The sequence below is a fragment of the Salegentibacter tibetensis genome (genome assembly GCF_020164485.1).
In the GTDB taxonomy this organism is placed as follows: domain Bacteria; phylum Bacteroidota; class Bacteroidia; order Flavobacteriales; family Flavobacteriaceae; genus Salegentibacter; species Salegentibacter tibetensis.
In genome coordinates, this window is sequence record NZ_JAIQZA010000043.1 from 1 (window position 1) to 22,819 (window position 22,819).

Here is a 22,819-nt window from a genome sequence, read left to right on the forward strand (position 1 = left end):
ATATTTATGAACTCAAATGGGTTGTAAGAAAATCACATACCGGAATTTTACTTTTTTGGAGGTCATCCACCGAAAAAATGCGACCGAAAATTTTATTTTGGGCTTAAACAGAGTACACTTAGGGAACATTAGACTGTCCTACTCTGATGCTGATAATAATGGTTCTGTAAATAGTTCTGAAATCCTCGATGAGAAGAATTATTACCCTTTTGGTGGGGAACACGCTGGATATAATACTGCCGTCAAAGGAACTTATCACCCCTATGGATTTGGAGGTAAGGAAGAAAATGATGAACTCGGTTTACAATGGATGGACTTTGGAGCGAGGAACTATGACAAATGGCTTGGACGCTGGATGAATCTCGATCCATTGGCAGAGCAGATGAGAAGGCACTCGCCTTACAACTATGCTTTTGATAACCCTATAAAGTTTATTGACCCTGATGGGATGGCACCATATAGTAGTGGTTGTTGTGGGCCACCAGGAGGAATACAGATTGCAGGATTAGGTAATATGCTTAATACCATTAAGAGGTTTGGAGATAATTTAAGTAATGGAGATGGCTTAGTTACTGCATATGCAAAAGCGGTACGAGATGACCCTGTTTTAGAAATGGTAGCAGATGAGCTTCCAGGAGCAGGAGAAGCTTTAGATATTTCTAAAGGTAATTATGGAAGTGCTGCGTTGGGAATTATACCTTTTGCGAAAAAAATAAAGAAAGGTGTAGAAATAGCTGTAGACCTAAAGAACACATCAAAGAAAGCAGAAAAAACTTATCAGACTTATACTAAAAAAGCAAAGGACCCTTCGAAAAACGGAGATTATTCAGGGAGGACGAGTGGAACAGATACGCCAAGAAAGAACATTGAGAACAGAGATAAAAGCCATCATATGAATGATACTCACGGTCCTGCAACACTTGACAAATCATCAGCGAACAAAGATGCTATTAGAGGTCGCGAGCATCAAAACATACAAAATAATGGTGGCGCCCAATCAAAAGGCGGAACATCTGGAAACAGAATAGAAGGAGTTAGTGATAAGAATCCTAAAAAACAGCAGTATATAGATGCTGCTAAAAAAGAATTTGACAACTAAAATGAAAAGGCAAAGAAGAACAACGGGTTCAATAGTCGAAATTGATTTAAAAGATGGAAACTACTGTTATGCTCAAATATTAGAGGAGGGATTAGTCTTTTTTGATTTAAGAACAAAGGGACATTTAAGTGATTTTGAAGTTTTATCAGATTGTTCTGTTTTGTTCTTCTTATCAGTATATCGTGACGTAATATCACAAGGAAAATGGTTGAAAGTAGGCAAACTGCCTATCCGTAAGGAGTTCGAAGTATTGCCGATGCAATTTATTCAAGATAATCTTAATCCAGATAGATTTGAACTTTACGATCCAAACACTGGTGAGATCACAAAGACTACAAAAGAAAAAGTTATTGGATTGGAGCCAGCAGCAGTATGGGAAGCTAATCACGTAGAAGATAGATTGAGAGATCATTATGATGACCAACCAAATATATGGTTAGAACAATTGAAGCCTCAAGTATAAAAAAAGGAGCTACTCGAAATTGAGTGGCTCTTTTTTTAAATATTTTCTTTACAACTTTCTAAATACCATTTAGGATATTCCCATTCTTCGTCAAAGCTAATATTATAATCAAATTCTAAAGGATATTCTTCGTTATGAATTATATTTTTTAAAAATTGACTTACTGGATCTGGGTCATAAATCCTCCATAATAGCTGTCTTGTTGCATTCCAAGTTATTCTGCCCAAGAAAAGAGCATTTGGTTTTTCCTTGTTTTTTCCTTTTATTTTGTCATCTAAAAAATCTTCAAATTTATCAGCTTTTAGTACTTGCTCTTTTGTCGGCATACCATTTTCAATTAAATCATCAAAATTTAATATTAATGAACAATGCCAAGAAAAAACCTCTTTAGGCTCAAAATTAATTAAACTAATATTAATAACACCAATAGCTGGTAAATCTTCTTTTTTGAAATTAATAATTTGATAGTGTTCTTTTGGAATTACAACTTTATTTTCTTCCATTTAGATTTAGTTTTTATGCGTAAGTATTACGAGCCTTGGCATCACGCACAAGTGCATTAATCGTAGTAAAAATATGCTCTCTATCTTCGGTATTCAGTTTTTGTAAACTCGTAACAATATCCACGATACCTTTATCAAGTTCCAAGTCAGATAAGCCCGTTAAATAATCTAAAGATACTTCCAAAGCTTTAGCAATTTTAAAAGTAGTTTCAATAGAGGGTTTTACTTCATCACGTTCATAGCGTCCAATCACAGGAGCGTGAGCACCAATCTGTTTAGCAAGTTCATCTTGCGAAATCTTCTTCTTTTTACGAGTGCTTAATAAACGTTCGCTAAACAACATAAGTTCTAAATATACCAGTTAAGTAAAGTAATGCACAAATATATAAAACAAAAATTATCTATCTAGTGATTATATTGTTTGATTAGTAAGAACATATTTTATATTTAATATATGTTCTAAAAATATTTTTCAACAATGTTAGATACTACCAATCCAAATAGCTACCAATACCATACGAAACATTTACAAATCAATATCCTTGGCGGTGTTAAGACCAATAAAATGGAAAGTATGCGTATCACGATGAGCATCCAAAAACCAGAAGGTTATAATGTATTGCGCCACAGCCTGGACTTGTATAATGACAACCAGGTAGAAAAGTTCACGAGAAAAATAGCGGAGCGGTTGGAGATAGGAACGAGTGTAGCAAGAAAGACCTTACAGGAACTCACCAAAGAACTGGAAAACCACCGTTTTTTACTTGTTGAAAAGGAGCAGCAGGCTGCTGCACCTTATTACAAAGAACTTGCGGCAACAGAACAGAAAGCCGCAGAGGCATTTTTAAAAAAGGACAATTTACTAAAGCGTACCAATGAACTTATTGGAAAGTCGGGTGTGATCGGCGAGGAAAGCAATAGGCTTACGATGTTTTTGATCTTCACCAGCAGAAAGACCCCCAACCCTTTGCATTGCATTAGCCTGGGCAGTTCCGGGGTCGGTAAAACGCATAGAAGATCTTGACGGGGCAGAAAGCGTGCTCTATCCACTCCGGGAACTACAATCCAAAAAGCGCATTACCAAAACGGTCGTACATAAAGATGCCAAAGGCGACACCAAAACCATCCACCTAACTGTTGAAGGCCCTGTAAGTGTTGCTGGCTGTACAACGCAGGAAAGTATTTACGAGGACAACAGCAACCGCTCCTTCTTACTCTATATTGACGAAAGTGAGCAGCAGGATAAAAAAATAATGCAATACCAGCGCAGGGCTTCCGCAGGAAAGATAAATGATGAGGAAGAAATACAAGCAAAGGAATTATTAAAGAACGTACAGCGTTTACTCAAACCTGTAAAAGTCATAAATCCCTATGCTGAATTTTTAGAACTCCCACAATTTGTATTTAAACCGAGAAGGACGAACAGCCATTACCTGCAATTTATTGAAGCCATCACTTTTTATTGCCAGTGGCAAAGACAAAAAAAATATGACGAGCAAACTGGTGAGGAGTACATCGAAACCACCATCGATGACATACAGGAAGCCAATGAACTTATCATTGATGTTTTGTTGCGCAAAAGCGATACGCTCACCGGAGCCTGTAGAAACCATTTGGAAAGCTTGAAAGATTATCTGATTAGGAACAACCAGACCACGTTTACCAATGCCGAAATACGCAGGAACCTACGCATAAAAGAAAGTACGCTGCGCTGGTACCACAAACATCTATTGGCAGAAAACTATATCCAAAGAATTAAGAAAGCAATGACCAAAAGTTACTGTTTTGAAATCGTTGACCTGGGCGAATATACCAACCTCAAAAAGCAAATAAACAAAGCCTTACAAGACTGCATTGATAGGATAAAAGGTGCAAAGTAACCAGCAAAGTCGCAACCAACTCGCAAATACCCTGTTTGCGAGGTTAATTATATAACTATCAATTAATTAACCACAACTCGCAATACAACCAAAAAAATGCAACCGACCTATGAAAAAATCCATACTCAAAAACCCAAGTTACAAAGCAATCCTAATCGACTTTACGTCGTGGCTGGACGTGTTGGGATATAGTGAGGGAATGCGGAAGAACTATCCACACCACCTGTGCGAATTCTTTTATTGGTTGGAGCAACACCAGATAAACCTAATCGATCACATCCAAAAAGAGCATTTAAAAGATTACTATAATAACCTGAAACAACGGCCCAACAAAACAAGGCAGGGCGCACTATCTTCCAGCTCACTCAACCATCATCAACAGGCAATACACAAGTTCAGGGATTATTTGGTAAAGCATCACAAAAAGCCTTTTAACATCTATATCAAGCGGGAGAAAGTAAGTGAAGAACGATTAAAATACTGTACCCAAAAGGAAGTCAGGCAATTATTTAAAGCCACCAAACACAGCCACGAGCTGCACCGGTTCAGGGCAAGGCATAAAGCAATGTTGGTCTGTATGTACAGCCTTGGAATGCGCAGGAACGAAGTGATCAACCTAATGCTCAATGATATTTTATGGGACAGGCAGCGGGTATTTGTTCGAAAGGGAAAGAACTACAAAGAGCGTTTTATACCTATCAATAGGTACAATCTAAAGATCCTCGAAGATTATGTTTTTGATGCCCGGATAGATTTTAAATACGCATCACAGAGCGACTATGTTTTTGTATCCAGGCGGGCTGAACAGTTAAGCGGTGCAGGTCTGGAATGGAACCTGAGGCAAATCGTTAAAGCTACCAATAGCGAAGATCTGCAACACAAGAAAATTACCCCGCATATGTTGCGCCATTCCATAGCCACCCATTTTTTACAGGCAGGAATGAAAATAGAGGACATACAACAGTTTTTGGGACACGCATCCTTAGAAAGCACTCAAATCTATACCCATATTTTAAAGGAAGAATAGTTATGGACTACCAGGAATATTTAGAGCAGAATAATTATAGCAGGACAACAATAGCACATTATGTTGAGCGTCTGGTTGAGTTCCAAAAATGGTTAAAAAGCAGAAGGTTTAAAGCAACGGAAATCGATTATAAAACCAATCTTGGGTACATAAAACATCTAAAACAAAAAGGGCTGCAGGTACAGACCATAAACAACCATATTGTAACGCTGCGCAACTATTTTGATTACCTGATCGAAATTAATGAAAGAGCGGAAAACCCACTCGATGAAGTGTCAGTAAAAGGAACGATAAAAAGGGTATTGCACAACCTGTTGGGTCCTGACGAACTGGAAGATCTATACTACTCCTACGAAACCGAGAACTTTAGCAAGTTTACGAATTATAAAATCCAATTGACTGCAAAACGCAACAAAGTAATAACAGGCTTAATTGTCTATCAAGGTTTAAATACAACCAATCTCAAAAGTTTATTATTGGAACATCTGGAACTCTACAAAGGCAAAATCTATGTGCCGAGCACCAGAAGGAACAACAGCCGAACAATGGAACTCAAATCCTGGCAGGTACTTGACCTTTTAGAATACGTCAACGGAATAAGGCCACAGCTGGCTCAAAGCAATAACCTACACAACGATCACTTGTTCATCCCTCAAACCCACTTCAATGACCTGGTACAAAGAGGAATTATAAAACGGTTGAAAGAGATCAACTACAAAGCTGGAAATGTAAACCATTTACGGGCGTCCGTAATCGTGAATTGGCTGAGTCAATTTAATATTAGAAAGGTTCAATACCTGGCCGGACACAAGTATATATCCTCGACGGAAAGTTACCGACAGAATAATCTTGAGAGTTTACAGGAAGCCATAAACCAGTTCCATCCCCTAAACTGAAAAAGCCAACGCGCGCCAACCCTTCTGCGGTTTTTACATCACGATTTTTGTAGCCGACCCTCACGCGGCACATTGCTTGTTTTGTTCAAAATTGTCTATTGATAAAGAGCGGTTCCACAAAAAAGCAAAGAGCCGCTACCCGAGCGCAGGACAAAAATCCCGCCGTAAAAACCGCCCCAAGCTATGTTTACATAACGGTCTGTTATAGGCGCGGGAGACAAATCCGGAACTCTGAAAGAAGCCCCGTACCGGCCCATAACGCCATTATGTAAAATAGTCGACACCACCAGCCGCACAGATCCGAACTGAAATTATAGCTCTGTACTGCATACCATTATTTTATGGGAGCAATTAAAAGGATTATCATCAATAGGAAAAGGCTCGCACAAAACTTCAAAACTTCCTTCCGGCACATTTTTAAGATGATTATTGTTATGGGCAAACTCAGGAACTATGTCGAGATGTTCGATAATATCTCCTTTTTTAGGAAGCTTGCTAAACTGCATATAAGTTCCGCCATAGCAAGGGGCAGACCAGTCATTGGTTCTTGTTTTATAGATGTCAATATAGACGTTCATAAAAATGATTTTTAGTGAATTACAAAAATACCACTATCCCTTAAGTGCTACAAAAACATAAACTCAGAATTGATTTTGAAAGAGCAAAGGACTGAAAATCCTTGTGCCTTACTCAAACCCCGGCACTCAATCGGCGTTTGCCTATCATTTTTAAAAGCCGAAGACCTCCACGCTTAGGCCTGCCCAGATCTTCATCTTTTAAAAACGTAACCGACCTCCTGAACCACAATCAGGAGGTCATTTTTATAGGCTCCAAAAAGGGTGTTTTACGTTGTCCTTTTTTTGAATCTCGGCTTCAGGTATCTTAGAAAAATTAATGTCACACCTTATTCGAATGCTTGGTTATACCTTCGTTCATAAGGGTTTAGGAGTTGTTTGAAAAATTTGAGGTTCAAAAAACTTGACATTGTTCAATTGATGAGTAAAGTAAGATATAACCACAGGCAAGCCTAAAATAAAAAACAGGTCCTTTAAACAGGTTGAAAGCCTTGTGGATGAATTTAAAACCTATAAAAATGGAAATTTTATGTTTAACCATCTTAGCGATAATAATTATCTACTGGATAATGCCAACTAAGAAAATGCGGGCTGTCAATAAGGAATTGAAATCCTTATTACAGGTCTTCCCTGTCACGGGTGTGATAAATGCTGTAATGCAGAATAAAAGGAAGTCCGATGATACTTCAAAAGAGGAATAGCGGAGGGCTGAAGTGTTGGGGCTGCTCCGCTTTTGAAGTACTAGCCCCAGTGGCGATTGAACGTCCCGCAAGAGTGAGTAGGGCAAAGGCAAAGTCGGCTATTTTACATAGTTTTATTATGGCTCAGGAAGTCAGAGGGAATGCTGCCATAATGCCCAATTATGTAAACATAGCTTGGGAAAAATGCTTTTGCCCGTTCCCGTTTAGCAACTTTTTTTGGATCTTTCTGTCAGTCTTAAATACTTTAAAAAGTGTTGCCGGGAACTATCAGAGAGCTGAAGCCCGGAAGTGGATAGGGAAAATGGAACTGCGAACCTTGCTGGAAAAGCATCAGAAAATAAAAATCAAAAAAACTTTTTTAGCCATAAACGCAGTGTTTATAGGGCTTAATGAAAAGTTGAAAAGTGATGTCCTTTTTTTTGATGAGCATACTATTCACTTTTACAGGAATCATGATTAAAGTATAAAACAGAATAATTAAAAAAAATAAAAACCCAAATATTATGGTAGCAGTTATAATAATAGCGATGGTATTAGCCTACATGCTAATAAATAGAATTCTTGTCTGGATGATGCCAGTAAATAAAGTAGAACTAACTATAAAGGATAATAAAACTTTTATGCAATCATTATCCTTTAGGAAAGTAGCCGAAGCAATTATAGAATATTTTAAATCGCTCACTAAAAAAGGTGGCTAACTCCTGCAAAGTATTTATATTTAAACTCGTTCTTTGAATTAACTAAGAGTGTTTCTGGCGGTAAGTGCTGAAAAATTTGACCGGTTAGTGAATTTTTTGCGGTAAGTATGACACCAATGGCAATATGACCAGGGATGACAACAAAGGAATTACAGATATTACCTACAACCATCTTAATTTACCAACGAGTGTTAGCATAGGTGGCGGAACAATTTCTTATATTTACGATGCAACCGGGGTAAAACAGCGAAAAGTGGCAGTAGGTACAACAACAGATTACGCAGGGAACTATATTTATCAGGGAACTACGCTGCAGTTTTTTAATCATCCTGAAGGCTATGTAGAGAATAACTCGGGAACTTATAAGTATCATTATCAATACAATGACCACCTCGGAAATGTACGGTTAAGCTACACTGATGGCAATGGTGATGGTTCTATAGATCCTGCCACGGAAATTATCCTGGAGAAAAACTACTATCCTTTTGGACTGACCCACCAAGGCTATAATGGTGGAGGCAGCAGTTATGGTAACGATGCTGCGAAACGATATGGTTTCGGGGGGAAGGAACTCCAGGATGAAACCTTCTCAGGAAATACCTTGGACTGGTATGACATCTCGGCACGAAACTACGATCCGGCTCTAGGAAGGTGGAATAATATTGATCCATTGGCAGAGCAGATGAGAAGACATTCTCCATATAATTATGCGTTTGATAATCCTATTTACTTTATTGATCCCGATGGAATGGCACCGTTTGGGTTTGACGGAATTATATAGATAAGGACGGAAATAAGATTGGGGAAGATTCAAAAGGAGAATCAGATGGAAGAGTGTATGTGGTTAAGGGAAGTGCTGAAAGGAAAGTTAATGAAAGTACAGAAGGTGGTAATACGATTGAAACTTCTGAATTAAAAGATTCTAAGGTGTTTGAATTAGCTACTAATGAGGATAGGCAATCTCAAAAAAATGGAATTTATAAAGAATCTTCAGGAGTAGACGATCAGGAGTTTGCACAAGTAAATATGAAAGTTGGAGGTGTCGAAGGTACTGTGGCAGAAATTGTGCAAGGTGAAAAAGTAGTAAAAGGAGACAAAAAAAGCTTCTGTTACTCCTAATCCTTATCTCGCTAAGGCTCATGCAAGCTACAATAATAAAACGATGGATGTCGAGGTTACGTCAGTTACACATACTCATAATGTTGACTTTGGAAAAATTAATAATAATTCCAATATGTCTGGTGCTGGCACCCCGAGTCCAAAAGATAAAAAATTCGCAAAAAATAACCCTTCAATGAATACTTCAGTAATAAATACTAGAGATAATAATGTTCATGTTTTAAATGCTAAAGGTAAATACATAACCATTAGTACGAGTACCTATTTTAAAAAAATATTAAAGAGCTGTGATGATTCGTAAATATTCAATATTGGCATTATTTTTTTTAATTTCTCTTAGTGTGTTCTCCCAAAATATCCAGCGTAGTTATACTTCAAGTTTTGCAAAATTACAGGATAGTCTAGAAAAAGAAATGGGAAGGGAATCTATGCGTACTTTTCAACTCAAAGAAATTTCTGAACATAAAAACTCTATATCCTTGCAGGTGATAGGAGATGATGAGTATAGAGAATTTGTGAGGAAGCGTGATGCTTTTACGAAGGTTCGAATTTTATATTTAAACAATATAAACTTCGAAAATTTTAAAAATTATCCATTCGATGCATTCCCCAATCTACTTGCAGTTAAAATAGGCAATTGTAAAAATATAAATTTTGATAATTTTATTTCAAGTTTAGCTAATAACGGATCGATTAAACAATTGCATTTTAAAGATTTAGATTTCGATGAATGGAATTTAGATATAAACGCTTTAAAGAGTCTAAGAGTAATTACGATTGATAACTGTAAATTTCAACAAATCACTCGTATATCCTTGAATTTAGATGAATTTACAGTTAATAACTTTGACGGTGGTAGAATGGATACCGATATGTTGCTACTGGATAAAGTAAGAATAGTCAAAATCAATAATAGTTTATTGAAAACATTTCCCTATAGTTTATCAAATACTGTAAAATTAAGCCATTTGGATTTATCAGGGAGTAAGATTAGAAAGGTTGTTTGTGGAAATATACTGGGTTTTGAAGACTTATTATACTTAGACTTAACAGAGTCAAAAATAAATTTTGATAATGTTCAATTCCCGGGTATTGATGAAAAGCTTTATTTAATAAAAAATTCTGATTTAGAAATAATCGAGAATTCAAAAATTAATATACATCAATAACTTGAATAGTGTCAAGAAAAGAGAATTACAGTTTTTATTTATCCATTAACTTCTCTAAATACGAAACCCTTGTCCTTCTCTGCCTGGACCAGTCGCTCGTAAAGCTCTACGACTTTATTAATGGGATTAAAGGTGCAGTGGTAGTTAAACGTTCGTTCGCTATTGTCTTGGAAGTTGTTGAAGTAATTAATTACTGCCTCTAGGGAAAAACGTTTAATACCTTAAGGAGATACCCCCTCCTTTCGAAACTCTTTGTAGTAATTCTTCCTCAATAGTTTCACTCTGCTCGATATGTGAAACACTCTGTTGGGGAATTCCCAGATCTTCTGCAGGGGTATCCTGTTTCATACCACACAGTTCAGGAATGCGGGTAATTTTAGTGCCTATTTGGTTTGGTTTATTGGTGTTCTCCATAGTAATATAGTTTGGTTGGTTAAGGTATTGATTTAGTTTTATAGCTTTAATCAGGTTGTCTATTACATAGAACAGATGCTCTTTATCTTCTTTCGGCAGGTGCTTTATACCATTGATGCGTTAAAGCAATTCTCTGTCGTATTTGGAGAGTTCCCCTTCGCCTACGACGTGATCTATCCAAACTTAGAGTGAGTTCAGAACTTTTAAAAACAAAACCGTAAAAACTTGAGGGTTTCTAACTCTGGTTTTTAAATTTTCCGTGCTAGGTTTGTGTCAATTAAAGAAGGCTTTATTATTTAAAAATTTACGATGAACAATAGACAAAAATTCTTCCTCGTTGTTTTTTCTTTTTTTACTATTGGAATGGTTTTCTCCCAGGAGACTCTCCAAACCGTAACGGAAAGAGGGAACACGACCACTCAGCGACTAGGTCTCTATTTAGGTGGGGTGATTGCAAATCATAATTTACTAATTGATGGACCCACTATGGACTACCGGGACCCAGTCTTTATTAATGGTAATTTGGATTACTTAGGAATCGCGTTAAAGGATGCTGCTATCAGGTTTGATACCCCTCTGGATGCGATTGACAATGCCCCTTCATCTCTAATTTTTGCCTATCCAAATTCGGGGATACCTTATGTAAGGAGGTTCGGTCAGGATCATACAATCTTCAAAATATGGAGCCCCAGGAACTCCAATAATGCATATGAATCCACCCTGGCCTTGGTTAATGGTGATGGTGAGGAGGAATTCCTGGACTTGTATAACATGAATTATCCTACTAATAGAACATTCGGCATTAGGATGCAAAAGAGGGGAACTGGGCAATACAAACCTTTCCATTTTGAATATAGCGACGGATCAGAAACTTATCCCGTTTTTACTTTAAAATCAGATAAAAGTTCTTATTTCTATGGGAATATGAGTATTGGTGCTTTAGATTCAAAAGGTTATATGTTGGCTGTTGCAGGAGACTTTATCGCTGAATCAGCTACGGTTAAGCTTGAAGCAGACTGGCCAGATTATGTTTTCTCTGAAGAATATTCTTTGATGTCACTTTCCGAACTGGAGAAATATATTCAAATCAATAAAAGGTTGCCAAACTTACCCTCAGCTGATGAGGTGAAAGAGGATGGGATCGATCTTGGAGAGATGAACAGGAAATTTTTAGAGAAAATAGAGGAAATAACACTCCATATAATTAAGATGAACAAGGACTACAAGGATCTGCGGGAAGAGAATTCTCTTCTGAGAGGAGAGTTGGAAAAATTAAAGAAGGGATAGAATGAAGAGAGTTTTATTAATCATGTTTTATGTTTTGTTTATAAACAATACGTTTTCCCAAATTTATCCCGAAAACAAAAAAGATTCGGTTATAAAAGTGACTCCTGGGAAATTCCCGGTTCAGCCGGGGCAGTTTGTAGGAGTCGCGCCAAAAAATCATCAAAAAGGTAAGAGATCCCTTCTCAAAACTCCAATGGGACATCAGCCGGTTAAGCCGACAGTTGAAAATGGAAGTTTTATTGGAGTGGGAATCAATCCTTTACCAAAAACCGTCTTCTTGGAAAGAATAAAGAAGGGGCAAAACCTCCTTAGAAGACAGAAAACACAAGAAATTTTTGACGACACTATTACTCCCAGGAGAGAGGTAAAGGTTTTTCAAGGCTCATTTGTAGGAGTTAAGCCTAAAGAGAATTGAGGTGAATTGATTTCTATTTTTTATCATTACCCTCATCTCTCGTAATAAATGAACAGATTTTTCAACTAGAGCGAGTGCAACTGCCGAATGCTGTTCAACACTCACCAGTGGCTGTATTTCTTGTAGAATTGTTGCCTTACTCTATTTCCCAGGATGACCGTGCAGCCTTTACCCACCGTGGCTTTCTCAGGTGGATATCGCAATTTACGAAAATCTAATTTTCAATTTAAAGGATTAATTTTAAACAGGTAGGATGAAAAAAATATATCTATTAATAGTTATAATTAGTCTTTTAAAAACCAGTATCTATTCTCAGGAAGATTACCTTTCAGATGAAAATTTTGTCTTTACCCGGGTATATCAAAAACCTTCTTCATCGACTGAAGGTGCAATAGAAAGTATCACCTATTTTGATGGATTAGGACGTCCCATGCAGCAGATTGCTATTCGTGCCGGTGAAGCGGCACATTCTAGTATAACCGGGATGCACTCCTGGGAGTTGGGTAGTGGTTCACTTCCTTTTTACAACCATATAGGAAATACATTAGAGAATAATCGAATTATGGGGTATGATCCCTTTGGATATCAGGAGATTTTGTGGGAATGTGGTAATGATGTTGAAAGCGATGCTGACGGCGGCTGGAATACAGATTATTTTTCAATTGATAACAATGCCTCTTATCGCTATTCGGTCTGGGTGAAACGAGAGGGGTCGCAGGATGGAACCACCTTTTTGGGTACCAAGAATGTAAATGATCTAAATGATGTAGAAAATAGTAACCCCTACTTCTGGGTGGGGGATTTGCCTAATGTAGGAGAGTGGTACTTGCTTGTAGGGGTGATACATCCATATACCTACGGGGGAAGCAACTCCGGGATCAGCGGGGTGTATGACCGCAATGGTAATATGGTCGACACCGGCAATGACTTTAAATGGCGCAGTACTACAACCACTACCCAATTGCGTAATTATTTATATTACGCTACCGATCCTGGTACCAGGCAATATTTCTGGAAGCCTGTATTCCAGAAGATTGACGGAACAGAATCTTCAATATCTGAATTACTTCAAAAAGCTGTTGGAGCTGATATTGTTACTCATATACCTTATGACGAATATGGTCGTCAGGTGAAAAGCTACCTGCCGCTCCCTATGGAAGATAATAGGTTTGGAAGCTATCGTACGGTAGATATGCAAGCAGCTACAGCTTCTTATTACCTAGATAAGTATCCTGAAGATTTCCCGGGCATGACCAAGACAACAGCAAACCCTTATGGCGAAAAACTTATTGAGCTTACTCCACTTAACAGGGTTGAGGCGCAAGCGGCAGCCGGGTATGACTGGCGATTAGGCGGTGGCCACGAAATAAAGTTTGACAGGTATACCAACGATAGCTTAGAGGTACGTTTATTTAAGATTGAACTGGATTCCTCATATACACCTACTCTTTTACAACATCCAGACAGGTATTTTTTTCCCGGGCAGCTATATAAGACTGTAACTAAAGATGAAAACTGGACTTCCGGTTTAAACCACACTACAGAAGAATTTAAAGATAAGGAGGGGAGGGTGGTTTTAAAAAGAACCTATGCAGACGCAGGTTCTCAGAGCCAGGTACCTCACGATACGTATTACGTTTATGACGATTATGGAAATCTCTCCTATGTAATCCCGCCAAAAGTGGAAACCCCAGATGGGGTTTCACAGACAGAACTAGACGGGCTGTGTTATCAATATAAATATGATCACCGCAACCGGCTAGTAGAGAAAAAGATTCCTGATAAGGGAGATGCCAATAATTGGGAGTCTATCGTTTATAATACACTGGATCAACCCATCCTTACCCAAGATCCGAATCTTCAGGAAAGGGGGGAGTGGTTGTTTACTAAATATGATGGTTTTGGACGTGTGGCCTATACCGGCATTGTGGCCAGTACTTCGAATCGTGTTACGCTACAGGGAGAGGCTGATGCTCATACCGCACAATATGAAGAAAGATCGGGCGGAATAGATATTGTAGGAACTACTATCTACTATACTAATAATGCGTATCCCACTAATGCCTACGCAAGTTTGAGTATTACAGATATTCACACCGAGAATTACTACGACACTTATCTGGATACTTCAAATCAGCAAGCTGGGATAAGCGTACCCTCAGCCAATAGTTTAGGGAAGCCAATTAGCACCCGAACCAAGACCTTACCAACAGTAAGTAAAGTACTCGTTCTGGATACGGGCGAGAGGATCACCACTGTATCGGCTTATGATGATAAGGGAAGAACGGTTTGGTCTAAATCTACAAACCCATACCTTGAAACTACAGACCTGGTGGAAAGTGACCTAGACTTTACGGGGAAGGTGTTAAAGGATAAGACCACTCACCAGCGTGGGGAAAATGCCCCGGTTGTATTCACAAATGCTTATATGTATGACCATATGGGCCGATTATTAAAGCATATTCATTGTCTGGAAGGAGATTGTGTAATAGATGATAACCTGGTAATGGACCAGGAGGTTACCCAAACCAGCAATGTCAACGCAAGATATTCTATAAGACTGGAGCCTGGATTCAGAGTTTCTGCTGCCAATGGAATAAATTTTTCGGCCGGTATAGGTAACACTCAAGGAGAAGTGATTGCTGCGAATACCTATGATGAATTGGGGAACCTTGTTAAGAAAAGTGTAGGTGGTAAAGATTCTTTGGCTTTGCAAACATTAAATTACACTTATAATGTCCGGGGCTGGTTAAAAAAGATCAATGATCCTAATCAGCTAGGGGATAATTTGTTTGGGTTCGAAATAAATTATAATGATCCAAAAGCGGGGGGGCGTGCCTTATTCAACGGGAATATCTCAGAAGCGCACTGGAACAGTCAAAATCAAAATTATACTGGTAACCCGGTGAGCAGTAGTTATAGTTATAATTATGATGCACTCAACAGGATCAAAGGGGCCACAGATAATACCGGGAATTATAATCTTGGTCACGTTTCCTATGATAAAATGGGAAATATTTTATCTTTACAAAGGCAGGGGCATATAAATGCCGATGCTTCGCTCTTTGGAACTATGGATAACCTGGACTATGATTATGATGGCAATAGGCTCAAAACAGTAACAGATTTCGGGAATACCACCTATGGGTTTAAGGATGGCAATACTACAGGTGATGATTATGGGTATGATGTCAATGGCAACTTAACATCCGATGCCAATAAAGGGATAACCGCAGGCGGTATTGAGTATAATCATTTGAACATGCCTACAAAGATTACGGTAAGTAATGCGGGTAGCAACAATGGGGTTATCGATTATGTTTACACTGCCGACGGTATAAAACTCCAAAAGAAAAAGACACAGGGAGGAGTAATGACCACCACCGATTATGCCGGGGACTTTGTTTACGAAAACAATTCGTTAAAACAGTTTTACCAGCCTGAGGGTTACGTAGAATTAGATGGAAGCGACTGGCAGTATGTATACCAGTACAAGGATATCTGGGGGAACACCCGAATCACCTATGCCGATGATGATAACAGCGGTAGTGTAACTAGTTCTGAAATACGAAGGGAGCAAAACTACTATCCATTTGGATTGGAACACCAAGGTTATAATATTGCCTCTTATGGAGCCAAGAATAATCTAAAAACTTACCAGGGGCAGGAGTTTAATGAGGACCTTGAACTTAACGTACATGAATTTAGGTTTAGGGTTTATGATCCCGCAATTGGCAGGTTTTGGCAGGTAGATCCTTTGGCGGAGGATTATACTTACAATTCTACATATGCTTTTCAGGAAAATAAGCTGGGGCTGGGAGTTGAATTAGAAGGTCTTGAGTTAGGCCCTTCCAATAGTGCGGCTTTACATCAAGCGCGTCTAAAGGCTGCCGACAAGTTGGAAGCTCGCGGTAAAACTAATGAAGCAAATGCATTACGTAAAGCATCTAATAAACAACAGGAGTATAATACTGCGGCAGCAACTCTTGTAGTCCCTGGGCCTGAAGATGTAGTAATGGCAGGATTGTTAGCTACTAAAATAGGTGGGGCTGGTTTAAAATTTATAAGTAAGTATGCTGATGAAGCTGGAAGCTTATTAAAAAATATTTTGACTAAAGGAGACAACGTTGTTAAATCCTTTGATGATTTAGCAGATGCTGGAAAAATTAATGCTTCTGAAGTTAAGTTTAGCCAAAATAGTATAAGCGGTAATTTCAAAGATGGAAATAGTGTTGAAAGTTTAACAAAAGGTCTAAAAGATGGAAGTATAGATCCTAGTAGTATACCTGCAGTAAGAATAACCAATAAAGATGGTAAAATATATACTTTAGATAATCGAAGATTAAAAGCTTTTCAAGATGCTGGAATAGAGGTTAATTATCAAAAGGTCGATTATAGTAGTCTTCCGAAAAGTGAACTCAGAAAATTCACCACAACTAATGGAGGGGAAAGTATTAAAATTAGAGGGCAATAATATGGATATAGATTTTTTAGCTGAAAAAATAGAAAACAAAGAAGACTTTGATTTATTTTTAAAATCTTTAAAGGAAGATTATGATGTAAATAAAGCAGAATGGGGAAATGTTACCTTAGCTGATTTTTTAGAAGCTTTAGGTGTTTACTCAAAGGAAATTGAGGGGTACTATAAGAACATGAATATCCCCTTTAACAAAAAGAATCCTTCTTGGAAGGTTTTTGCTGATATTTTATTAGGAGCAAGAATTTATGAATAAATAAAAACTACCTTATTTAGACCAACCTCTTAAATGAGGTAGTTTTTATTTCTCTATTAGCTTCTCTAGATAAGAAACTTTATCCTTCTCGGCCTGTACGAGGCGTTCATAAAGTTTTTTGTTTTCTTCGTAGGCTGCAACTAGCTTGTCCAGAGGATTAAAAGTACATTGATGATTAACCGTAGGGCCAGCATTGATAGTTGATCCTTCGTAGTTATTCTGGATATTATTGAATATTGCTTCTTCAGAAAAATGCTCTATAGCTTCTTTGGAGACACCAAGGGCTTTAGCTACTCGTTCCAGCTTATCTTCCAAAGTCTTGCTCTGCTCGATATGGGATACGCTTTGCTGGGAAATCCCCAGCTTTTTGGGTGCATTTCCTACTTAATGTAACGCTGTTCGGGAAGGCGGTCAATTTTACAGCCATTAAGTTAGACTTTTGGAGTTAATATCTCACAAAACCCTACAATTTCTACGGTTTCCCATAACACCCTTTATCTGGTATTCGAATACCTTTAAAGCCATTTGTAATGACTTCTGAAAAAGGTCTAAATAATTGAGTGTGAGGATCCATTTCTATTTCATTTTATTTTTTTTCTGCTTGAGCTCCTGTAAAGTCGTAGACTTTGGCGGTAATAGTTTAAAGCCGCTAGCTTCACAGCCGCTTCCTGGCACAATCGGTGTCTTACAGTCTGCGGAATTCATTGAAGCCGGGGTGCCAAAGTTGGAAGAGAAGATCAGGCTTTCTTTTCAAAAGAAACTCTATAAAAAAAGAAGCCTCAGGAAACATAATAAAAAGGAACTGCAAAAAGACCAGAGGCTGAAGATCATTGATTCCCTGGATTTAAGACCTTATTATTACAAAATCGAAATAGCTGATAAAATTGGCTTAATTGCCACATTAAATGAATCCGAAAATAAAAATTTAAAAACCTTTTTGGAGGCAACGCAGAGGAACGTGATAATTACCAGTATGGAAATCTACTTCCCTTCTGAAGTTGCTGGTCTTATAGACCAGGCTTCAGAAATTTACCTGGTGAACAATAAAACAAGCTCCTATTCCCTGGAGTTGTTGAATAAAGACAGGTCGAGAAATATTATTGATTTTAACGAGGGAACCTCATTTGGCTATGGTTTTTCTGCCTTCTGTTGGCGAGAAAATAACAGGCGTCAACCGGAAATTGCGGCCTTTAGAAAAAAAGGCAGATCCTGTCCCGGGGTTACAGAAACGAACCCAGAGAAACTGAAAAGTGAAGATATATTTGAAAAATTGTAGCATGAAAAAATTTATTTCTCTTTCTCTAATCTCGCTGTCATTAATGTTTTATTCCTGTGAAAAGATCTTACTGGAACAGGATATATCAATATCAAACGTAGAAATGCTCGCACCGGGTCAAGGTGTTACAGTCCAGACTTCAACTATTAGTTTTCGCTGGACAGCGGTGGAGGGCGCTTCTACCTATCATTTCCAAATCGCTACTCCGGGTTTTTTAGCTCCACAGCAGATCATTACAGATAGCACTACAGAAGATAACTTTTATTTAGAAGAACTGCCGGAAGGTGATTATGAATGGCGGGTTAAAGCCATCAATTCAGGCTACAGTACTTCTTTTTCTTCTGCATCATTTAGAGTAGAAATAAACGAGGAATTTTCAGATCAACGGGTAAACCTTTTTTCGCCTTCAGATAACTATTTATCTAATGAAAATAACATGACCCTTGACTGGGGAGAAATTGAACAAGCTTCAGTCTATCGGGTGCAGATAATTCAAAACGGGCAGGTGGTCACAGAAACAACAATTACAGGGACTAATTTAACTATTGGGTTTCCTGAGGGACCGACAACCTGGAGAGTAAGAGCTGAAAACGATAGTCAAAATACAGCATATTCTGAACGATCAATTTTTGTAGATACTGTTGAGCCGGAGACCCCTCGACTTATTAGCCCAGCAGATGAAGCAGATATTTCAGTTCCTGAGGTTACTTTTGAATGGGAAAGGAATAATATCCAGGGTTCAGAAGAAATAGACAGCATCTTTGTCTTCAAAGATCTGGAGCTCTCTGAGTTGGTGGTAAAAGAAAGGGTGACCACCTCTTATAACAAAACCCTCGATCGTGATGAAACCTTCTACTGGTTTATTAGGTCTTATGACGCCGCAGGAAACTGGGGAGGAAGGAGCGAGGTCTATTCTTTTACCATTAACTAAAAGCTTTCAGGATGCTAAAAAATAAAGCCAGTCTTTATCTGTTATTGCCCTTGGTGGTTATTATCTGGGGAATAGTGATTTACAAAGTAGTGGGTGCTTTTGGAGATGAAACCGTAGTCATGAGTGAGGCTCCAGGAGTGGTTGGGAAGGAAATAATAAGGGTTAAAAAAGATACTTTTTCCTTGCTTCCTATTGATAGGGATCCTTTCCTGGGACACTACTACAAAAAACCTGATCAATCAAAATCTAAGCCTGTATTTCCTGTGGAAAAAGTGGAATGGCCTGAAGTTTCCTATCTCGGGCTTATCTCTGATACAGGAGAATCTTCTAAAGTTCATATTCTTCAGATAAACGGTAGACAATTCCTAATTGAAAAAGGTGGAACTGCTGAAGAAATAAAAATCATAGCTTCCGGGCCAGAAAAGGTAACGCTCCTTTTCCGTGGAGATAGAAAAACCTTTTCAAAGAACAATTGAACATGAGAGGTGGGAACAAAATAAAAGCTTCAGCCCTGCAGTTCGCTATCCTTGTCTCGGTCATCGTTGCGTTATTGCTCAGTTCATTTCTTCTATTCACCTACACTTACAGTAATTTTTCCCTTCGTACCGATAAGGTCTTGCATAACATAGAGGCTTCTCAAAAGGGAATAGACTATCTGGTTAATTCTGATGATCATTTAACAGATTCTCTGGAAATTGCAATTGAGGACGTGCCGGTGGTGCTGAAGAACAACTTTTGGGGAGGTTTTCAACTGGTGCATTCCCGCGGAGGAGCGGGAAGTACTTCTTTTGAAAAAGTCGCGCTGTTAGGTACAGCAGGTCCCGGAATAGGTAGTTTATCTATCTTCTTAGAAAATAATCAGCTTCCCCTGGTGCTGGTGGGAGATACCAGGATTGAAGGAGATATTTATACCCCCGAAAATATTATTAAGCCCGGGAGCATTGCAGGTCATTATTATGCCGGAGATAAACTGGTTTACGGAAGGAGGTATCATAGCGCCCAAAATTTGCCTGAATTAGATGCCAGGTGGCGATTTTATGCACAAAACATGTTAAATTTTATTCCGGATGGAGGCGAGGCGGTAATAAGATTAGAGAATTCCACTAATTCGTTTTTTGGGAATAGACAGGTAATATATCAGGTTGATAAGATCTTCCTGAATGAATCACTCTCCGGAAATATTGTAGTGGTAAGTCGTAAGGAAATCGAAGTTTCCCCTTTTGCAAAACTTGACCAGGTTCTCCTGGTGGCACCTAAGGTTATTGTCAGGACCGGATTTGAAGGTAATGCCCACGTAATTTCTGAAGAAGCTGTAATTGAGGACAAAGTCCGGTTTCACTATCCTTCTTCTATAGTTGTCTTTGCAAAAGAAGGGGAGAATAGAAAACCCGAAAATTCTTACAAACCAACAATACAGATAGGGGAGCATACCTTATTTGAAGGGAATATTCTTTACCTGAATGCTTCAGAACAGGAAGGCCGTAAAAATGATTTGCTGTTGGCGAAGAATTCTTTTATAGAAGGAAATGTGTATTGCGAAGGGTACACAGAATTAGAAGGAACCGTTAAGGGAAGTCTTTACACCAAATATTTTGTAGCAAACCATAGGGGCTCCCTTTATATCAACCATATCTATGATGGTAAAGTCTTGACGGGCAATGTGAAACCGGAAATGGGCGGATTGGTACTGGAAGGAACGGAAAAAAAAGTAGCAGCATGGCTCTATTGAAAAAGTTAAAAGGGGCGAGCCTGGTGGAGACCTTGACCGCATCAGTAATAATTGTGGTGGTATTTATGATTGCCAGCCTCAGCTTTAATAATATCTTTCTGAACTCGGTCAAGGCAGATAATAATTTACTGCAGAACAGGGTGCAGGAATTAAAATACCTTTCAGAATATGGTAAGCTCCCTCTCCCGTTTTATGAGGAAGGTCCATATTGGATTATATCTGCTGAAGAGGTTGGACCAAAGCAAGAAATTAATGTTCAGAATTTAAGGAATGGCCAGGAATATCAAATACAGCTATTTGTAAATTGAGAAACAAGAACAAAATACCGGCCTTTACTCTTAACGAGATCTTAGTGGTCTTGGTAATTAGCGCGATAGTGGTTGGTATGGCATTTTCAGTCCTTGACCTGGTGCAAAGCAATTTAAGGTCTATTAAAAACAATTATTCCACTACAACTGAAGTGCAACATATAAAACAGCAATTGACGATTGATTTTAACAAATACCACGATATTCGTTTCAATGGAAGGTCAGAGAAATTACATCTGAGGAATCCACGCGACTCAGTAAGTTATACTTTTCCAGAACATTTGTTCCTTCGAGACCTTGACACTGTCCCGGTTTCTGTTCAGGAAGTTCAATTTTTTTTTCTTGGTAACATTATTTCCGAGGGCAAGGTAGATGCAGTCAAAATTTTGCTGGGGAAACCTTCAGGGAGCTTTATTTTTATCTCGAAAAAAAATGACGCTAAAACCTACTTTGACTAATGGGGATTAAGATCGAACAGGTCCAATCTGGTAAAAAAGCCGAAACAACAGCCTCTTTGGATACTTTACTAAAGAAAGAGATCAGGCTATTCGGAAAGTCCTTTTCAGATAAGAAAAAGGAGCAGTTTTATTCCGAAATTTCTGTACTACTAAAGTCCGGGGTTAATTTAAAAATGGCACTGGACCTTATTGAAGAATCCCAAAAGGAAAAAGACAGAAAAATTATTAAGGAGCTTAATGAGCAGATCATTAAAGGTAGTACTCTTGCGGCTGCCATGGAAAAAGACAGCAATTTTACACCTTATGAATACCGGGCGATAAAAATAGGTGAGCAAACCGGGCAGCTTAATTTTGTGACTAATGACCTGGCAGAATATTACCAGCGTAAAAATGAACAGAGAAGACAGGTAATTTCTTCATTAACATATCCACTAATCGTTTTATTTACTGCATTTATCGTAGTTTTCTTTATGCTGAAATATGTGGTACCGATGTTCGAAGACATTTTTGAACAGAATCAGGTGGAACTGCCCTTTTTGACTCAGATGATTGTAAAAGCTTCCCATCTCCTTGAGGTAAATGGGATTTATATGCTGCTTGGAACGGTAGCTGTAACTATTGGGCTGAGGACCAGTAGAAAAAAGGAATGGTTTAGAAGGTACAGCGGTCGAATTTCTCTTAAGATCCCAGTAATTGGAGAGTACGTGAGAAAAATTTATATCACCCGCTTCACTCATACCATGATGCTCCTCACAAATTCAAAGATTCCGGTAGTTAATGGGCTGGCCATGGTGCGGGAAATGGTAAATTTTCATCCGCTTCAAAAGAGCCTGCAATCCATCGAAGCCGATATTCTCCAAGGCCAGCGAATGAGCGATAGCTTTAAAAAGCACTCTCTTTTTGATAAAAAGATGATCGCCCTACTCACGGTGGCCGAAGAGACTAACCAAACGGAATATGTCTTTAAAAAACTCTACGCTCAATACTCCCGGGAAGTAGAGCATCAGTCAAAAACAATTACCAATATTCTTAATCCCATTCTTACGCTTATGGTCGGTTTGATCGTCGGTGTAATCCTAATTGCCATGTATTTGCCTATGTTCAGGTTGAGTAGTGTGATTGGGTGAAAGTTGAAGGA

The 22,819-nt window shown here is 38.4% G+C and carries 25 protein-coding genes and 2 pseudogenes; 22 read left to right on the top strand and 5 right to left on the bottom strand.

Annotated elements, in window-relative coordinates:
• The first annotated feature begins 55 nt into the window (after positions 1–55).
• Both LB467_RS16635 and LB467_RS16640 read left to right on the top strand, forming a co-directional pair.
• Complete coding sequence (locus LB467_RS16635; protein ID WP_224475179.1) at positions 56–1,099, top strand: RHS repeat domain-containing protein; 1,044 nt, start codon at positions 56–58, stop codon at positions 1,097–1,099.
• A gap of 1 nt (position 1,100) precedes the next feature.
• A complete protein-coding gene (locus LB467_RS16640; protein ID WP_224475180.1) occupies positions 1,101–1,562 on the top strand; it encodes an Imm26 family immunity protein in 462 nt (153 codons plus the stop codon).
• Positions 1,563–1,597: 35 nt separating this feature from the next.
• Here LB467_RS16640 and LB467_RS16645 read toward each other — a convergent pair whose 3' ends face one another.
• Both LB467_RS16645 and LB467_RS16650 read right to left on the bottom strand, forming a co-directional pair.
• Positions 1,598–2,065 (bottom strand): DUF695 domain-containing protein, encoded by a 468-nt coding sequence (locus LB467_RS16645; RefSeq protein ID WP_224475181.1) that lies wholly within the window; start codon positions 2,063–2,065, stop codon positions 1,598–1,600.
• A 13-nt stretch (positions 2,066–2,078) separates the two neighbouring features.
• The gene (locus tag LB467_RS16650; RefSeq protein WP_224475182.1) at positions 2,079–2,408 is read right to left on the bottom strand and encodes a helix-turn-helix domain-containing protein; all 330 of its coding nucleotides are present in this window, start codon (positions 2,406–2,408) and stop codon (positions 2,079–2,081) included.
• Positions 2,409–2,543: 135 nt separating this feature from the next.
• Between LB467_RS16650 and LB467_RS16655 the strand changes: the two genes are divergently transcribed.
• The 4 genes from LB467_RS16655 to LB467_RS16670 all read left to right on the top strand — a co-directional run bounded on the left by LB467_RS16655 (position 2,544) and on the right by LB467_RS16670 (position 5,868).
• Positions 2,544–3,089, top strand: coding sequence for a hypothetical protein (locus tag LB467_RS16655; protein ID WP_224475183.1), 546 nt, complete (start codon positions 2,544–2,546; stop codon positions 3,087–3,089).
• A 13-nt stretch (positions 3,090–3,102) separates the two neighbouring features.
• Complete coding sequence (locus LB467_RS16660; protein WP_224475184.1) at positions 3,103–3,945, top strand: hypothetical protein; 843 nt, start codon at positions 3,103–3,105, stop codon at positions 3,943–3,945.
• 109 nt (positions 3,946–4,054) lie between these two features.
• Positions 4,055–4,972 carry a tyrosine-type recombinase/integrase gene (locus tag LB467_RS16665; protein WP_224475185.1) on the top strand — a complete coding sequence of 306 codons (918 nt, stop codon included), beginning with the start codon at positions 4,055–4,057 and terminating at the stop codon, positions 4,970–4,972.
• Between the two features lie 2 nt (positions 4,973–4,974).
• Entirely contained in the window at positions 4,975–5,868 is an 894-nt protein-coding gene (locus tag LB467_RS16670; protein WP_224475186.1) for a tyrosine-type recombinase/integrase, read from the top strand.
• A 311-nt stretch (positions 5,869–6,179) separates the two neighbouring features.
• Here LB467_RS16670 and LB467_RS16675 read toward each other — a convergent pair whose 3' ends face one another.
• Positions 6,180–6,446, bottom strand: coding sequence for a hypothetical protein (locus tag LB467_RS16675; protein ID WP_224475187.1), 267 nt, complete (start codon positions 6,444–6,446; stop codon positions 6,180–6,182).
• A gap of 675 nt (positions 6,447–7,121) precedes the next feature.
• Here LB467_RS16675 and LB467_RS16680 point away from each other — a divergent pair.
• The 5 genes from LB467_RS16680 to LB467_RS16700 all read left to right on the top strand — a co-directional run bounded on the left by LB467_RS16680 (position 7,122) and on the right by LB467_RS16700 (position 10,130).
• Positions 7,122–7,604 (top strand): hypothetical protein, encoded by a 483-nt coding sequence (locus tag LB467_RS16680; RefSeq protein ID WP_224475188.1) that lies wholly within the window; start codon positions 7,122–7,124, stop codon positions 7,602–7,604.
• 43 nt (positions 7,605–7,647) lie between these two features.
• Positions 7,648–7,842, top strand: a complete 195-nt coding sequence (locus LB467_RS16685) for a hypothetical protein (protein WP_224475189.1) — start codon at positions 7,648–7,650, stop codon at positions 7,840–7,842.
• A gap of 124 nt (positions 7,843–7,966) precedes the next feature.
• Positions 7,967–8,623 carry an RHS repeat-associated core domain-containing protein gene (locus LB467_RS16690; protein ID WP_224475190.1) on the top strand — a complete coding sequence of 219 codons (657 nt, stop codon included), beginning with the start codon at positions 7,967–7,969 and terminating at the stop codon, positions 8,621–8,623.
• Positions 8,624–8,676: 53 nt separating this feature from the next.
• Positions 8,677–8,961 carry a hypothetical protein gene (locus LB467_RS16695; RefSeq protein ID WP_224475191.1) on the top strand — a complete coding sequence of 95 codons (285 nt, stop codon included), beginning with the start codon at positions 8,677–8,679 and terminating at the stop codon, positions 8,959–8,961.
• 311 nt (positions 8,962–9,272) lie between these two features.
• Positions 9,273–10,130 carry a hypothetical protein gene (locus tag LB467_RS16700; protein ID WP_224475192.1) on the top strand — a complete coding sequence of 286 codons (858 nt, stop codon included), beginning with the start codon at positions 9,273–9,275 and terminating at the stop codon, positions 10,128–10,130.
• A 34-nt stretch (positions 10,131–10,164) separates the two neighbouring features.
• Here the strand turns inward: LB467_RS16700 and LB467_RS19475 are convergent.
• Positions 10,165–10,544, bottom strand: a pseudogene (locus LB467_RS19475) (transcriptional regulator).
• A gap of 309 nt (positions 10,545–10,853) precedes the next feature.
• On the opposite strand from LB467_RS19475, the gene LB467_RS16710 reads away from it, so the two are divergent.
• The 4 genes from LB467_RS16710 to LB467_RS16725 all read left to right on the top strand — a co-directional run bounded on the left by LB467_RS16710 (position 10,854) and on the right by LB467_RS16725 (position 16,979).
• Positions 10,854–11,831, top strand: a complete 978-nt coding sequence (locus LB467_RS16710; protein WP_224475193.1) for a hypothetical protein — start codon at positions 10,854–10,856, stop codon at positions 11,829–11,831.
• 1 nt (position 11,832) lies between these two features.
• Positions 11,833–12,246: a hypothetical protein gene (locus tag LB467_RS16715; RefSeq protein WP_224475194.1), complete on the top strand. Its 414-nt coding sequence runs from the start codon at positions 11,833–11,835 to the stop codon at positions 12,244–12,246.
• Between the two features lie 253 nt (positions 12,247–12,499).
• Positions 12,500–16,720, top strand: coding sequence for a DUF6443 domain-containing protein (locus LB467_RS16720; protein WP_224475195.1), 4,221 nt, complete (start codon positions 12,500–12,502; stop codon positions 16,718–16,720).
• A 1-nt stretch (position 16,721) separates the two neighbouring features.
• Entirely contained in the window at positions 16,722–16,979 is a 258-nt protein-coding gene (locus LB467_RS16725) for a DUF7660 family protein (RefSeq protein WP_224475196.1), read from the top strand.
• A gap of 45 nt (positions 16,980–17,024) precedes the next feature.
• Here LB467_RS16725 and LB467_RS16730 read toward each other — a convergent pair.
• A pseudogene (locus LB467_RS16730) lies at positions 17,025–17,345 on the bottom strand (transcriptional regulator); the annotation flags it as partial.
• A gap of 235 nt (positions 17,346–17,580) precedes the next feature.
• Here LB467_RS16730 and LB467_RS16735 point away from each other — a divergent pair.
• From LB467_RS16735 to LB467_RS16765, 7 genes are read left to right on the top strand one after another with little or no spacing between them, the layout of a single operon-like run.
• On the top strand, positions 17,581–18,255 hold the full coding sequence (locus LB467_RS16735; protein WP_224475197.1) for a hypothetical protein: 675 nt from the start codon (positions 17,581–17,583) through the stop codon (positions 18,253–18,255).
• Between the two features lies 1 nt (position 18,256).
• Positions 18,257–19,186 carry a hypothetical protein gene (locus LB467_RS16740; protein WP_224475198.1) on the top strand — a complete coding sequence of 310 codons (930 nt, stop codon included), beginning with the start codon at positions 18,257–18,259 and terminating at the stop codon, positions 19,184–19,186.
• Between the two features lie 11 nt (positions 19,187–19,197).
• Positions 19,198–19,662, top strand: a complete 465-nt coding sequence (locus LB467_RS16745) for a hypothetical protein (protein ID WP_224475199.1) — start codon at positions 19,198–19,200, stop codon at positions 19,660–19,662.
• Positions 19,663–19,664: 2 nt separating this feature from the next.
• Positions 19,665–20,915 carry a hypothetical protein gene (locus tag LB467_RS16750; RefSeq protein WP_224475200.1) on the top strand — a complete coding sequence of 417 codons (1,251 nt, stop codon included), beginning with the start codon at positions 19,665–19,667 and terminating at the stop codon, positions 20,913–20,915.
• On the top strand, positions 20,903–21,223 hold the full coding sequence (locus LB467_RS16755) for a hypothetical protein (protein ID WP_224475201.1): 321 nt from the start codon (positions 20,903–20,905) through the stop codon (positions 21,221–21,223). The genes LB467_RS16750 and LB467_RS16755 overlap by 13 nt, the downstream gene beginning before the upstream one ends.
• Entirely contained in the window at positions 21,220–21,681 is a 462-nt protein-coding gene (locus tag LB467_RS16760; protein ID WP_224475202.1) for a PulJ/GspJ family protein, read from the top strand. Before LB467_RS16755 ends, LB467_RS16760 begins: the two co-directional genes overlap by 4 nt.
• Complete coding sequence (locus tag LB467_RS16765) at positions 21,681–22,808, top strand: type II secretion system F family protein (RefSeq protein WP_224475203.1); 1,128 nt, start codon at positions 21,681–21,683, stop codon at positions 22,806–22,808. The genes LB467_RS16760 and LB467_RS16765 overlap by 1 nt, the downstream gene beginning before the upstream one ends.
• Positions 22,809–22,819: the final 11 nt, after the last annotated feature.

Bases quoted from the DNA above. Each gene is read 5' to 3' on its own strand.
- LB467_RS16640 (WP_224475180.1), top strand. From the start codon at position 1,101: ATGAAAAGGCAAAGAAGAACAACGGGTTCAATAGTCGAAATTGATTTA.
- LB467_RS16645 (WP_224475181.1), bottom strand. From the start codon at position 2,065: ATGGAAGAAAATAAAGTTGTAATTCCAAAAGAACACTATCAAATTATT.
- LB467_RS16650 (WP_224475182.1), bottom strand. From the start codon at position 2,408: ATGTTGTTTAGCGAACGTTTATTAAGCACTCGTAAAAAGAAGAAGATT.
- LB467_RS16655 (WP_224475183.1), top strand. From the start codon at position 2,544: ATGTTAGATACTACCAATCCAAATAGCTACCAATACCATACGAAACAT.
- LB467_RS16665 (WP_224475185.1), top strand. From the start codon at position 4,055: ATGAAAAAATCCATACTCAAAAACCCAAGTTACAAAGCAATCCTAATC.
- LB467_RS16670 (WP_224475186.1), top strand. From the start codon at position 4,975: ATGGACTACCAGGAATATTTAGAGCAGAATAATTATAGCAGGACAACA.
- LB467_RS16675 (WP_224475187.1), bottom strand. From the start codon at position 6,446: ATGAACGTCTATATTGACATCTATAAAACAAGAACCAATGACTGGTCT.
- LB467_RS16680 (WP_224475188.1), top strand. From the start codon at position 7,122: ATGATACTTCAAAAGAGGAATAGCGGAGGGCTGAAGTGTTGGGGCTGC.
- LB467_RS16685 (WP_224475189.1), top strand. From the start codon at position 7,648: ATGGTAGCAGTTATAATAATAGCGATGGTATTAGCCTACATGCTAATA.
- LB467_RS16690 (WP_224475190.1), top strand. From the start codon at position 7,967: ATGACCAGGGATGACAACAAAGGAATTACAGATATTACCTACAACCAT.
- LB467_RS16710 (WP_224475193.1), top strand. From the start codon at position 10,854: ATGAACAATAGACAAAAATTCTTCCTCGTTGTTTTTTCTTTTTTTACT.
- LB467_RS16715 (WP_224475194.1), top strand. From the start codon at position 11,833: ATGAAGAGAGTTTTATTAATCATGTTTTATGTTTTGTTTATAAACAAT.
- LB467_RS16720 (WP_224475195.1), top strand. From the start codon at position 12,500: ATGAAAAAAATATATCTATTAATAGTTATAATTAGTCTTTTAAAAACC.
- LB467_RS16725 (WP_224475196.1), top strand. From the start codon at position 16,722: ATGGATATAGATTTTTTAGCTGAAAAAATAGAAAACAAAGAAGACTTT.
- LB467_RS16740 (WP_224475198.1), top strand. From the start codon at position 18,257: ATGAAAAAATTTATTTCTCTTTCTCTAATCTCGCTGTCATTAATGTTT.
- LB467_RS16745 (WP_224475199.1), top strand. From the start codon at position 19,198: ATGCTAAAAAATAAAGCCAGTCTTTATCTGTTATTGCCCTTGGTGGTT.
- LB467_RS16750 (WP_224475200.1), top strand. From the start codon at position 19,665: ATGAGAGGTGGGAACAAAATAAAAGCTTCAGCCCTGCAGTTCGCTATC.
- LB467_RS16755 (WP_224475201.1), top strand. From the start codon at position 20,903: ATGGCTCTATTGAAAAAGTTAAAAGGGGCGAGCCTGGTGGAGACCTTG.
- LB467_RS16765 (WP_224475203.1), top strand. From the start codon at position 21,681: ATGGGGATTAAGATCGAACAGGTCCAATCTGGTAAAAAAGCCGAAACA.